The 12191-nt window shown below is 61.0% G+C and carries 14 protein-coding genes and 1 other RNA gene; 7 read left to right on the top strand and 8 right to left on the bottom strand.

The window, feature by feature from the left end:
• The first annotated feature begins 40 nt into the window (after positions 1 to 40).
• On the top strand, positions 41 to 676 hold the full coding sequence (locus AC13EY_RS06530; protein ID WP_228245458.1) for a 2OG-Fe(II) oxygenase: 636 nt from the start codon (positions 41 to 43) through the stop codon (positions 674 to 676).
• A 33-nt stretch (positions 677 to 709) separates the two neighbouring features.
• Positions 710 to 1189, top strand: a complete 480-nt coding sequence (locus tag AC13EY_RS06525) for a 2-thiouracil desulfurase family protein (RefSeq protein ID WP_233048973.1) — start codon at positions 710 to 712, stop codon at positions 1187 to 1189.
• Between the two features lie 64 nt (positions 1190 to 1253).
• Here the strand turns inward: AC13EY_RS06525 and serA are convergent, their stop codons facing one another.
• Positions 1254 to 2483 (bottom strand): phosphoglycerate dehydrogenase, encoded by a 1230-nt coding sequence (gene serA, locus AC13EY_RS06520; RefSeq protein ID WP_228245566.1) that lies wholly within the window; start codon positions 2481 to 2483, stop codon positions 1254 to 1256.
• 181 nt (positions 2484 to 2664) lie between these two features.
• Here serA and AC13EY_RS06515 point away from each other — a divergent pair, with 181 nt between their 5' ends.
• Genes AC13EY_RS06515 through AC13EY_RS06505 form a run of 3 tightly spaced genes read left to right on the top strand, consistent with a single transcriptional unit; the run spans position 2665 to position 5725 of the window.
• Positions 2665 to 4056, top strand: coding sequence for an FAD-binding oxidoreductase (locus AC13EY_RS06515; protein WP_088274491.1), 1392 nt, complete (start codon positions 2665 to 2667; stop codon positions 4054 to 4056).
• 50 nt (positions 4057 to 4106) lie between these two features.
• Entirely contained in the window at positions 4107 to 4775 is a 669-nt protein-coding gene (locus AC13EY_RS06510) for a fumarylacetoacetate hydrolase family protein (RefSeq protein WP_482877691.1), read from the top strand.
• 56 nt (positions 4776 to 4831) lie between these two features.
• Positions 4832 to 5725 (top strand): SdiA-regulated domain-containing protein, encoded by an 894-nt coding sequence (locus AC13EY_RS06505; RefSeq protein WP_285677452.1) that lies wholly within the window; start codon positions 4832 to 4834, stop codon positions 5723 to 5725.
• A 9-nt stretch (positions 5726 to 5734) separates the two neighbouring features.
• On the opposite strand, the gene rpiA is transcribed toward AC13EY_RS06505, so the two are convergent.
• On the bottom strand, positions 5735 to 6409 hold the full coding sequence (rpiA, locus tag AC13EY_RS06500; protein WP_285677451.1) for a ribose-5-phosphate isomerase RpiA: 675 nt from the start codon (positions 6407 to 6409) through the stop codon (positions 5735 to 5737).
• 131 nt (positions 6410 to 6540) lie between these two features.
• Between rpiA and ilvA the strand changes: the two genes are divergently transcribed.
• Positions 6541 to 8055: a threonine ammonia-lyase, biosynthetic gene (ilvA, locus tag AC13EY_RS06495; protein ID WP_233048977.1), complete on the top strand. Its 1515-nt coding sequence runs from the start codon at positions 6541 to 6543 to the stop codon at positions 8053 to 8055.
• 3 nt (positions 8056 to 8058) lie between these two features.
• On the opposite strand, the gene AC13EY_RS06490 is transcribed toward ilvA, so the two are convergent.
• On the bottom strand, positions 8059 to 9909 hold the full coding sequence (locus AC13EY_RS06490) for a sensor domain-containing diguanylate cyclase (RefSeq protein WP_482877690.1): 1851 nt from the start codon (positions 9907 to 9909) through the stop codon (positions 8059 to 8061).
• 64 nt (positions 9910 to 9973) lie between these two features.
• On the bottom strand, positions 9974 to 10423 hold the full coding sequence (locus AC13EY_RS06485) for an EVE domain-containing protein (protein ID WP_482877688.1): 450 nt from the start codon (positions 10421 to 10423) through the stop codon (positions 9974 to 9976).
• A gap of 150 nt (positions 10424 to 10573) precedes the next feature.
• Here AC13EY_RS06485 and AC13EY_RS06480 point away from each other — a divergent pair, with 150 nt between their 5' ends.
• Positions 10574 to 10699, top strand: a complete 126-nt coding sequence (locus AC13EY_RS06480; RefSeq protein WP_266101745.1) for a hypothetical protein — start codon at positions 10574 to 10576, stop codon at positions 10697 to 10699.
• Here AC13EY_RS06480 and AC13EY_RS06475 read toward each other — a convergent pair whose 3' ends face one another.
• The 4 genes from AC13EY_RS06475 to AC13EY_RS06460 form a co-directional block, all read right to left on the bottom strand.
• The gene (locus AC13EY_RS06475) at positions 10700 to 11290 is read right to left on the bottom strand and encodes a 5-formyltetrahydrofolate cyclo-ligase (protein WP_482877686.1); all 591 of its coding nucleotides are present in this window, start codon (positions 11288 to 11290) and stop codon (positions 10700 to 10702) included. It abuts the gene before it with no gap.
• Between the two features lie 7 nt (positions 11291 to 11297).
• A non-coding RNA gene (gene ssrS, locus AC13EY_RS06470) (6S RNA) lies at positions 11298 to 11476 on the bottom strand.
• A 51-nt stretch (positions 11477 to 11527) separates the two neighbouring features.
• On the bottom strand, positions 11528 to 11830 hold the full coding sequence (locus AC13EY_RS06465; protein ID WP_088274505.1) for a cell division protein ZapA: 303 nt from the start codon (positions 11828 to 11830) through the stop codon (positions 11528 to 11530).
• Entirely contained in the window at positions 11827 to 12036 is a 210-nt protein-coding gene (locus tag AC13EY_RS06460) for a TIGR02449 family protein (RefSeq protein WP_088274507.1), read from the bottom strand. Before AC13EY_RS06460 ends, AC13EY_RS06465 begins: the two co-directional genes overlap by 4 nt.
• Between the last annotated feature and the right edge of the window lie 155 nt (positions 12037 to 12191).

Here is a 12191-nt window from a genome sequence, read left to right as displayed (position 1 = left end):
CAGCGACGAGTAGACGTCCCTCCCTTTGAGTAGTGTCACTATGTCCGAGTTCCCGTTGGTACCGGCCTCACGTTATGCGTGCGTGGCTGATGAGTTGGCCGAGCGTGGCTGGTCCGTGCAGGAGCAGTTTCTGCCCGAATCGCTGGCGCAGGCGCTGGAGCGAGACTGCCGAAGTCTCTGGCAGCAGGATGACCTCACGCCCGCAGCCATCGGCCGCGGTGACAGTCAGTTGGTCGTGCCAGGTATTCGCGGTGACTACACCCGTTGGCTGGATGAGTGCCCGCCAACGGCAGCCGGTCGAGCGTACATGGCGCTGATGGACGGGCTGCGTGAAGCGCTCAACCGCAGCCTGTTTCTCGGGCTCGATACCTTTGAAACCCACTATGCGCTATATCCGCCCGGGGCCGGCTATCAGCGCCATCTCGATCGTTTTCAGGACAGCCCGCTGCGCACCATATCGGTGGTAGCCTATCTGAACTCGGTGTGGCAGCCGGGCGATGGCGGTGAGCTGCGCCTGTTTCTGGCGGATGGCGAGCGCGATGTTGCCCCGCGGGCCGGCACCGTGGTGATTTTTACCAGTGCCGATGTCGAGCATGAAGTGCTGGCGTCGCGCTTTGAGCGCGCCAGCCTGACCGGCTGGTTCCGCCGTCGGCCGGATAACCCGCTGCTGCGCTGATCGCTCCATCGCGCAGCCACTCTGGGAGTACGCATGGAGAGGATTCTGGTCAGTGCCTGCCTGCTGGGTCAGCGGGTACGTTATGACGGTGGCGGTTTTGATCCGTTGCAGCAATTGCTGGAGTGGCAGGCGCAGGGGCGACTGGTCGTGGTGTGCCCGGAAGTCGCCGGAGGCCTGCCGACGCCACGCCCGCCTGCCGAAATTCCCGGTGGGCAGGGCGCAGAGGTGCTGGCCGGACGGTTGCCGGTGCATACCGATCAGGGCGAGGATGTCACCGCGCCCTTTGTTCGCGGCGCCGAGCAGGCGCTGGCGCTGGTGCGCAGGCACGGTATCCGTTACGCGCTGCTCAAGGCACGGAGCCCGTCCTGCGGTAATGTCGAAACCTATGATGGCAGCTTCAGCGGCGTGCGCGTGTCGGGTGAGGGCGTGGCCGCGGCGGCGTTGCGACAGGCGGGTGTGCGGGTTTTCAACGAAGAGCAGCTTGCTGATCTGGCTGCGCTGCTTCAGAGCTAGAGGGCGCGCATAAAACGAAAAAGGCGCAACCGAGGTTGCGCCTTTTGGCGTTGCAGCGAGCTGCTTAGAACAGCACGCGAACGCGGATGGTGCCTTTGACCTGCTGGATCTTCTCAAGAGCCAGATCGGAGTACTCGGCATCGACGTCGATGACGACGTAGCCAACCTTCTCGTTGGTCTGCAGGAACTGACCGCAGATGTTGATGCCGTTGGCAGCGAACACCTGGTTGATCTCGCTCATGACGCCCGGCACGTTCTCGTGGATGTGCAGCAGGCGGTGTTTGCCCGGATGTGACGGCAGAGCGACTTCCGGGAAGTTGACCGAGGTAATGGAGGTACCGTTGTCGCTGTAGCGAACCAGCTTCTCGGCGACTTCCAGACCGATGTTGGCCTGAGCTTCCATGGTCGAGCCACCGATGTGCGGGGTCAGGATGCAGTTCTGGAACTCGCGCAGCGGGCTGACGAACTCTTCACCATTGGCACGCGGCTCAACCGGGAATACGTCGATGGCAGCGCCGTTCAGGTGCTTGTCGCGCAGCGCTGCAGCCAGTGCGTCGATATCGACCACGGTGCCGCGAGCGGCGTTGATCAGAATGCCGCCCTTCTTCATGGTGCGGATTTCCTTCTCGCCGATCATCCACTTGGTGGCAGCGGTTTCCGGCACGTGCAGGGTGACGATGTCGGCCTCTGCCAGCAGCTCGTTCAGCGAACCTACCTGGGTGGCGTTGCCCAGCGGCAGCTTGGTGACGACGTCGTAGAACAGCACCTGCATGCCAAGGCTTTCTGCCAGAACCGACAGCTGGGTACCGATCGAGCCGTAACCGATGATACCGAGCTTCTTGCCGCGGATCTCATAGGAGCCGGTAGCGCTCTTGATCCAGCCGCCTTCGTGGCAGGAGGCATTTTTCTCGGGAATCCCGCGCAGCAGCAGAATGGCTTCGGCCAGCACCAGTTCGGCAACCGAACGGGTGTTGGAGTACGGCGCGTTGAATACCGCTACGCCCTGACGCATGGCGGCGTCGAGATCAACCTGGTTGGTACCGATGCAGAAGCAGCCGACCGCGACCAGCTTGTTGGCGTGGCTGAAGATCTCTTCAGTCAGCTGGGTGCGGGAACGGATGCCGATGAAGTGAGCGTCGGCAATGGATTCTTTCAGCTGCTCTTCCGGCAGCGAACCCGTGTGGTACTCGATGTTGGTATAGCCAGCGGCGTTCAGAGTATCGACCGCAGTCTGGTGTACGCCCTCGAGGAGCAGAAACTTGATCTTGCTTTTGTCCAGCGAGGTTTTGGCCATGGTCATGGTGCAGTTACCCAAAATGCTGATGAAGGAAGGCCGAGCAACCCGTCTGCCCCGGAATGCGACGGAGGGGTCCTGTTTCGGAAGTCGCGTATGCTAGCATAATCTGCCTTTTTTGATGCCTGGCTGCGCATGAAATGTGTTCAGGCGTTGCATGAATTCCCTTTGAGAGCTCGCCATGACCCCAGACGCTGTGATTGCAACCCTCAAGACGCTGGTTGATCCGGACAAGGTGCGGACCGACGCCGAATCCCTCGACAACTGGGGTAAGGACTGGACCAAGCACTTTGCTCCGGCTCCGCTGGCGATTGTGTTTCCAAAGACCGTTGAGCAGGTGCAGGCGATTGTGCGCTTTGCCAACGAACAGAAGCTGGCGCTGGTGCCCTCCGGTGGCCGTACCGGCCTGTCGGCGGCGGCGGTGGCTGCCAACGGCGAGATCGTGGTGTCGTTTGACTACATGAATCAGATTGGCGAGTTCAACGCTTACGACCGCACCGTGGTCTGCCAGCCGGGCGTGGTGACCGCGCAGCTGCAGCAGTTTGCCGAGGAAAAGGGGCTGTACTACCCGGTGGACTTCGCCTCCGCCGGGTCCAGCCAGATTGGCGGCAATATCGGCACCAATGCCGGCGGTATCAAGGTAATTCGCTATGGTATGACCCGCAACTGGGTGGCCGGCCTGAAGGTCGTCACCGGTACCGGCGAGCTGCTGGAGCTGAACCGTGACCTGATCAAGAACGCCACCGGCTACGATCTGCGTCAGCTGTTTATCGGCGCTGAAGGTACGCTGGGCTTTGTGGTTGAGGCGACCATGCGTCTGGAACGTGCGCCGAAGAATCTGACTGCGATGGTGCTGGGTACGCCGGATTTCGATTCCATCATGCCGGTGCTGCACGCGTTTCAGGACAAGCTGGATCTGACGGCCTTCGAGTTCTTCTCCGACAAGGCGATGGCCAAGATCATGGGCCGTGGCGATGTGCCCGCGCCGTTCGAAACCGAGTGCCCGTTCTACGCGCTGCTGGAGTTCGAAGCGATCAGCGAGGACATTGCCAACGACGCGCTGGCGACCTTCGAGCACTGTGTGGAGCAGGGCTGGGTGCTCGATGGCGTGATGAGCCAGAGCCAGCAGCAGCTGGAAAATCTGTGGAAGCTGCGCGAGTTCATCTCGGAAACCATCTCCCACTGGACGCCCTACAAGAACGACATCTCTGTGACCGTCGGCAAGGTGCCGGCCTTCCTGCATGACATCGACAATATCGTTGGCGAGCATTACCCGGATTTCGAGATCGTCTGGTTCGGCCACATCGGTGACGGCAACCTGCACCTGAATATCCTCAAGCCCGAGAATCTGTCCAAGGACGAGTTCTTCGCCAAGTGTGCGACGGTTAACAAGTGGGTGTTCGAGATCGTCGAGAAGTACAACGGCTCGATCTCTGCCGAGCACGGCGTCGGCATGACCAAACGCGACTATCTGACCTACAGCCGCAGCCCGGAGGAAATCGCAGTGATGAAAGCAATCAAGGCCGTGTTCGACCCCAACGGCATCATGAACCCCGGCAAGATATTCAACTGACAGCTTCAAGCTTCAAGCGGCAAGCAAAGGCAAAAGCGGGAGCAGGGTATATGACCTACCAGCATCAGTATGTAGACGGCAGTGTGATTGATCTGCCAATGGGCAAGGTGGTGTGTGTCGGTCGCAACTACGCCGAGCATGCCCGCGAGCTGAACAACCCGGTACCGACCGAGCCGCTGCTGTTCATCAAGCCGGCGACCTCGGTGGTGCCGATGGCTCCGTCGATCAAGCTGGTGCAGGGGCGCGGCCCGGTGCATTACGAGACGGAGATTGCGCTGCTGATCGGTGCGCCGCTGAGCGGTATGGTCAGCGAGGAAGAAGCCGAGGCGGCGATCATTGGCGTGGGCCTGGCACTGGATCTGACTCTGCGTGAGCTGCAGGATCAGCTGAAGGCCAAGAGTCATCCCTGGGAGCGCGCCAAGGCGTTTGACGGCGCCTGCCCGCTGTCGCCATTCGTGCCCAAGGCCCATGCGGGTGATCTGCACGCGCTGTCTCTGCAGCTGGACATCAATGGCGAGCGCCGGCAGCAGGGTAGCGCAGCGGAAATGATTACGCCGATTGTGGCGCTGGTGCGGCATATCGCGAACGAGTTCAGTCTGCTGCCGGGCGACGTTGTTATCACCGGTACCCCGGCTGGTGTTGGCGTACTCAACCCCGGTGATGAGCTGACCCTGGCCATTGCCGGTAAGCTGCAGGTGCAGACACGCATCGCCGAATGAACCTATGGCACCGGCAGCGGTCTGACGCTGCTCCGTTCCGCTGTCGGAAGCCAAATATGAAGAAGTTTTTGCTTGCCGTGGTCCTTTTGCTGCTGGGTGCTGCAGCGGGTATTCATTATCTTCATCTTGATGCCATCTGGTGGCATAGCTGGCGGATGCATCAGGCTCCTCCCCATGTCGATTCGCTGGAGCTCGATCACTACCGGGCCGATATCCAGGCTCAGCCTATTCAAGGGCTGGACGACGATGTCTCTGCGCTGACCTTCAATCCTGAAACGGGAACGCTGTTTGCGGTGCTTAATGGCGAGCCGCTGCTGGTCGAGTTGTCGACGGACGGTCAGTTGCTGCGTAAGGTGCGGATCAACGGGGTGGTGGACATGGAGGGGTTGACCCATGTCGTCGATGACCGCTTTGTGATTGCGGAAGAGCGGACCCAGCGTCTGATCGAGATCGAGGTGCCCAGCGGAGCTGAGCAGATTGATGTGGCTGGCGCACCCAGCCTGGTGATCGGTCTCGACCTTAACGGCAACAAGGGGTTTGAGGGCCTGTCCTGGGATGCGCGTCAGCGCCGCCTGCTGGTGGTCAAGGAGCGTGATCCGCTAAGGGTGTTGGCGGTAACCGGCTTCGTTGGAGCTGAGCCTGGAGCGGTCATCAGCGTGCACATTACCGAGTTGAAACCCCCGGGCTCGCCGCGGCTGTTTATGCGTGATCTGTCTTCGCTGAGTCTGCATGATGAAACCGGCCATCTGCTGTTGCTGAGCGATCAGTCCAACATGGTGGTTGAGTATGACGAAGAGGGGCATCCGCGCGGCCTGCTTGGGCTCTGGAGAGGCATGGGCGGCCTGCAGCAAACGGTGCCGCAGGCGGAGGGGCTGGCGATAGATCGGCAGCGGCGGCTGTATATGGTCAGCGAGCCGAACCTGTTCTATCGCTTCGTACCCGGCCAGTAGCGCAGCGGTTCAGCTGCGCTCGATAGTACGCACGCCCTGTGGTGTCCCCAGCAGCAGCACGTCAGCCGGACGGGCGGCGAACAGGCCGTTGCAGACCACCCCGACGATGGCGTTGAGGTCGGCTTCCAGCTGCTTCGGGTTGACAATCGACATGTTGTAGACGTCGAGGATGACGTTGCCGTTGTCGGTCACGCAGCCTTCACGGTAAACCGGATCGCCGCCGAGCTTGACGATCTCGCGGGCCACGTGGCTGCGCGCCATCGGGATGACTTCGACCGGCAGCGGGAACTCGCCCAGCACCGGCACCAGTTTGCTTTCGTCAGCGATGCAGATAAAGGTTTTGGCTACGGCGGCGACAATTTTTTCACGGGTCAGGGCGGCGCCACCGCCCTTGATCAGTTCGAGGTTTTCGTTGCTTTCGTCGGCGCCGTCAACATAGAAGTCCAGCTGCGGCACGCTGTTCAGATCGTAGACTGCGATGCCGTGGCCTTTCAGACGCTCGGCGGTGGCTTCGGAGCTGGCGACGGCGCCGTCAAACGCCAGTTTGTGCTTGGCCAGGGCGTCGATGAAGCAGTTGGCGGTGGAGCCGGTACCCACCCCGACGATGCTGTTGGCATCCAGATGTGGCAGCAGGCGCTCAACGGCGGCCTGTCCTACCGCCTGTTTCATTTCGTCCTGGGTCATCTCGGCTCCTCATCGTTGGCTGGGCAAAGAGTGCGATTATACGGGGTTGCAGGGGCGCGCGTGTAGTCGCGCGGGCTGTGATTCGCTAGACTGGCGCCTTTCCCATCCCCTGCGATCAGTTGACCTCACCCATGCTGGAAACCTACGTCAAGAAGATTCTCTGCTCCCCGGTTTACGATGTGGCGGTGGAAACCCCGGTGCACGCCGCACCCTTTCTGTCCGAGCGGCTGGGCAATACCGTGCTGCTCAAGCGTGAAGACCTGCAGCCGGTGTTCTCGTTCAAGATTCGCGGCGCCTACAACAAGTTGGCCCAGCTGACCGACGAGCAGCGCGCCTGTGGCGTGGTCGCGGCCTCAGCCGGCAACCATGCCCAGGGCCTGGCCTATGCTGCGCGTCATATGGGCGTGAAGGCGACCATCGTGATGCCGCGCACCACGCCCGAGATCAAGGTCAAGGCGGTGCGGGCCCGGGGCGGCAAGGTGGTTCTGCACGGCGATGCCTTTGATGAAGCGCTGGCCTATTCGCAGAAGCTGGTTAAGGAAAAGGGCTTCGTCTATATCCACCCTTACGACGACCCGGACACCATTGCCGGTCAGGGTACCGTGGCAATGGAAATTCTGCGTCAGGTGCAGGGTCCGCTGAATGCGATCTTCGTCCCGGTCGGTGGGGGCGGCCTGATCGCCGGTATCGCCGCCTACGTAAAGTATCTGCGCCCGGACATCAAGGTGATCGGCGTCGAACCGCAGGATTCAGCCTGTCTGCAGGCCGCCATGGCCGCCGATGAGCGGGTGGTGCTCGGCCAGGTTGGTCTGTTTGCCGACGGCGTGGCGGTGGCGCAGATCGGTGAGCACACCTTCGAGGTCTGTCGCCGGTATGTTGATGAAGTGATTACCGTCACCACCGACGAGATGTGTGCAGCGATCAAGGATATCTACGACGACACTCGCTCGATCTGCGAGCCGGCCGGCTGTCTGGGTGTTGCCGGCATCAAGAAATATGTGGAGCGCGAAGGGTGCAGCGGCCAGGTGCTGGTGGCCATCGACTCGGGCGCCAATATCAACTTCGATCGTCTGCGCCACGTTGCCGAGCGTGCGGAAATCGGCGAGAAGCGCGAGGCGCTGCTGGCGGTGACCATCCCGGAAAAGCCCGGCAGCTTCAAGCAGTTCTGCGAGGCCATCGGTAAACGGGCGATCACCGAGTTCAACTACCGCTATCACACTGGCAGCGAGGCGCACATCTTCGTCGGGGTGCAGACCCATCCGGAGCTCGATCCGCGCGACAAGCTGGTCAGCCAACTGGCTGCGGACGGCTTCCCGGTGCTGGATCTGACCGACAACGAGCTGGCCAAGTTGCATGTGCGTCACATGGTCGGCGGTCATGCCGAACACGTGACTGACGAGCAGGTGTTCCGTTTCGAGTTTCCGGAGCGCCCCGGTGCCTTGTTCAACTTCCTCAACAAGTTGGGCGGACGCTGGAATATCTCCATGTTCCATTACCGTAACCACGGCGCGGCCTATGGCCGTGTGGTTGCCGGACTGCAGGTGCCCGAGTCTGAGCGGCATCTGATCCCTGCGGCGCTGGAAGCCATTGGTTATCCGTACTGGGACGAGACCGACAATCCGGCCTATCGTCTCTATCTGGGCTGAGTGTTACAAGGTGGTTGTCTCATCACCCAGTTCGGTGCGGTTGCGGCCGTTGGTCTTGGCCTGATAGAGCGCCAGGTCCGCCTGGCGGATCAGGTCATCCGGTGTTTTGTCGGAGGCCGGAATCAGGCTGGCGGCGCCTATGCTGACTGTCAGCAGGCCGGATGCCACTGAGGTTTTCGGGTGGTGAATGGCGATTTTGGCCACGGCTTCGTGTACCCGTCCGGCTGCCTGCAGGCACTGGCTGGCGTCGGCACCGGGCAGGATGACCGCGAACTCCTCGCCGCCGTAACGGCAAATGCAGTCTCCCTCACGGGTCAGGGCTCTATTCAGGGCGGCTGCCAGCTGTCGCAAGGCGTCGTCGCCAGCCTGGTGACCCAGTTCGTCGTTGAATCGCTTGAAATAATCAACATCCAGCATCAGCAGTCCCAGTGGAGCCTGCTCGCGGCGCAGTCGGCGCCATTCTCTGAGCATGGTGTCGTCGAAGTGGCGGCGGTTGAACAACCCTGTCAGGCCGTCCTGGTGAGACAGGCGTTGCAGTTGCTCTGCAATCTGCAGTTGCTCGCTGTTGTTGCGGCCGACGCAGATCAGGTAGTCCCTGCCCATGCGGCGGATGTGGCGAACGCTGACCTCAAGCGGTACGCTGTGTCCGTCACGATGCATGACCCGCCTCTGGAAGATCGCATCACCCTCGCGCTTGAGCATCTTGCGCAGGTCTGCGAGCCACTGTGCTGCGTCGGGTATCACGTCTGTGGGGGAAACCTGCACCAGATTACGAAGCTCCTGTTCGGTGTAGCCGAGCCCCTGCCAGCAGGTGCGGTTCAGGTAGACAATCTCAAGGGGCGCCAGACTGATGATGAACAGGGCATCGTGGCTGTTGTCGGTCATGTCATTGACCAGCCTGAGGTGTGCCTGGTTCTGCTTGAGGATTTCTTCGGTTTTCTGTCGCCGGGCGATTTCGGCCTGCAACCGGCGGTTGCTGTCGTTTACCTGGCGGTTGCGTTGTGCAACGCGCACCGCCAGCCAGAGCGAGCAGCAGAGCAGGATGGCAATCAGTGTGCTGGTGCCGGTTGCCAGTGCCGGCAGAGCCGTGGTGGCGCGTTCAAGCAATTGCTGGCTTGGGTAGATCAGCAGCCGGAAATCGTTGTTACCGCCCAGGCGAACCGGGCTGCCGACGTTCCAGTTCGCGCCGGGCAGGTTGGTTGCGCCGGTGCTGAACAGCATCTTTTCGTTCTCGAGTAGCCGCAGGTTCATCGGTTCGGTGTGCAGGTGCTGCACCAGGTCGTTCAGCAGCACCTCGACACGGAAGATGCCGATCAGAAAGCCGTCGAACTCCCCATCCTTCAGATAAAGCGGCACATAATAGGCCATGCCGAGACCACCCTGAGCGAGAGTGAAGGCGTTGCTCAGCTGTGGCCGGCCGCTGCTACCTGAGCTGAGCAGAACCGGGTAATTGGGATGGGTCGGCTGATACACCAGATTGGCGGCGGCTTCATTGCCTGCCAGTGGCTCGACCCATTGCATCCGGTAGTTACGATCCAGCCACTCGATGGCCTGAAAGCTCGGAAAGTCGTGCAGCAACTGCTCGACATCGCTATTCCACAGATCTCGGCGGCTGCTGTGCAGTGGCCATCGCTTGGCGAGCCGAAGCAGGGCCTCGGTTTGATTGCCGAAATGGGCCTCAATCTGGTGCGCCAGTGCGTCGGACTCAAGTTGAAGGCGCGCGCGGGCCTGCTCCTGTTCAGCAAGATAAAGTGCGCGCCAGACAACGAACAGCGCGATCGCCAGGGCGCAACAAAGAACGACGATCAGCGCAGGAAGCTTCTTTGCATGGCGGTCTATAACGGGTACTGGCATAGATATTCCCGAGGTTGCCTCCTACTGATAGCACATTGCCGGGTTGCCGGCCAGAGGGCGTCAGTTATGCTGCTCCCAGCACAATCTGCCACTGCTGCTCCGTGACCGGCATCACCGACAGCCGACTGCCTCGCTGTAATAATGCCAGCGCCTCCAGCCCGTTCAGCGAGCGCAGCCTGGTGAGTGTCAACAGGGTTGGGAACTTTCTCTCGAATGCCACGTCCACTGCCGTCCATGGCAGTTTTTCAGTGCTGGCTTTCGGGTCGTAGTAAGGGCTGTCGGGATCGATGGCGGTGCGGTCCGGGTAGGGTTCGCCAATGATGCGACCGATACCGGCAATGCCGGGTGGCTGGCAGCTGGAGTGGTAAAACAGAAACTGGTCACCGGGCTGCATGTTGCGCATGAAGTTGCGCGCCTGATAGTTGCGTACGCCATCCCAGGGAGCCTGCCCCAGGCGCTCCAGGTCGGAAATGGAAAAGGTATCGGGCTCGGATTTCATCAGCCAATAGGCCATGACACTCTCCTGGGTGAGTTGACACAATTTTTGCATGAGTGTAAGACAGCGTGTGATACACGGATATGACTTGTCTCATCGGGGGATGGGAAAGGCGTATATCCGTCTCGCACTGATTATTAGATTGCCGTATCAATTAGGAGGCAACGCGTGAGACGCAAACCGGATTTGCTGTGGGTACTGGTCATTGTGTTTGGTTTGGGGGTGGTCACTACGGGGTATACCCAGAGCTACCTGGATCGTAACGCAGAGCCTGTTGTTGAACAGGTGCCCTGATCAGTAGCGTCTGCAGTCCGTAATCACGCCATCAAGCGGGATATCCCATCCTGCGCACGGCAGTTGCTCGACCCGCTGACATTCGTGTGCCAGTCCGATCAGGCAGGGACGGCTGGTGTGCTTCCGACGTCCGCGGTAGGCGAAGGTGCGGTCATAGAATCCTCCGCCCATGCCGAGGCGGTTACCCTGCGGGTCAAATCCGACCAGTGGCACCAACACCAGATCCAGGCGCCAGGCCTTGACCTGGTGTTTGCGGCTGCGCAGTGGCTCGCGAATACCGAATCTATTGCGCTGCCAGCGTTGGCCCCTGGTCAGTTTCTGAAACGCCATCGCCGTGGCTGGCCAGCGCTGCAGCACAGGCAGGTAACAGTGCTTGCGATGGCGGCGGGCAAGGAGCATCAGTGGGGTTGGGTCAATCTCGCCGTCATTCGCCAGGTAGAAGGCGATATGCCGGGCGCGCAGAAAGCGCTTGTCCTGGGCCAGGTTGGCCGCCAGTCGTATGGCTGCCCTGCGCTGCTGGGCGGGGCTGAGTGCCCGGCGAGCCTGGCGCAGCTGCTTGCGAAGGGTGGTGCGTGACGCAGTGAGAGTCATGTCAAAGAAGGTCCCCAGAGTGCCGCTGCCGGGTTAGCCCTTGAACCCGAAAGTTCAAGGCGGAGATTACGGCGATACCTCAGGCTTTCCGTCATGCGGACATGCACACTGGTATCAGCGCGTCCTCTCCTGGTACAGGAGTATCGGCTCAGGGACATCTCCGGCTGGCCAACACCCCAGGGATGGGCTCACTATACAGAAAAGCGGCAGGGACTTCGATGCCTGAATGGGCTGATGTCAGGCCTTGTGGCTTTCCAGTGCCTGATCCAGCCGTTTGACCAGCTCGCTGATCTGCGCCTGCTGTGCGCTGAGCGTGCTGTCCTGCTGGTGACTGCCGGTCAGCATTTCGTGGGTGATATTCAGTGCCGCCATGACGGCGATGCGCTCAACGCCAATCACCTTGCCGCTGTTGCGGATGTCGCGCATCGTGGTGTCGAGGTGGCGTGCGGCCTGCTCCAGATTGCTGCGCTCTTCCGGCGGGCAGGCAACGCGGTATTCCTTGTCCAGAATGTGCAGGGTGACTGTCAGGGGTTGGCTCATGAGTCGTGCTCCAGGGATTTGAGTCGCAAAATCATGGCTTCGACCTTCTGACGGGCCAAATCGTTCTTTTCGATTAGCTGAACACGCTCGTCGCGCCATAGGCGCTCCTGTGCCTGCAAGTGCTGGTTCTGCAATTTCAGCTGGTCGCACAGGTCGATCAGCTGGCTGATGCGCTGAGTCAGTGCGTTGATATCGGATTGGTCCATTGCCGCCATTCTGTCGTCCCGGGGGTTGAGCCACTATAGAGGCGGCCCGCAGGGCGGTCAAACCCCTCGCCGCTGGCCTGTCGGGCGGGCCGATTGGCGGTCCCGGCGGTAGATTTAACCGGGGCCGGGCAGGCACAATAGAGCTCATTGGGTTT

It is taken from the genome of Halopseudomonas sp. L-58, from assembly GCF_056859475.1.
The sequence above is the reverse complement of the archived record's forward strand: the minus strand, read 5'-3'. Positions and strand labels throughout refer to the sequence as shown.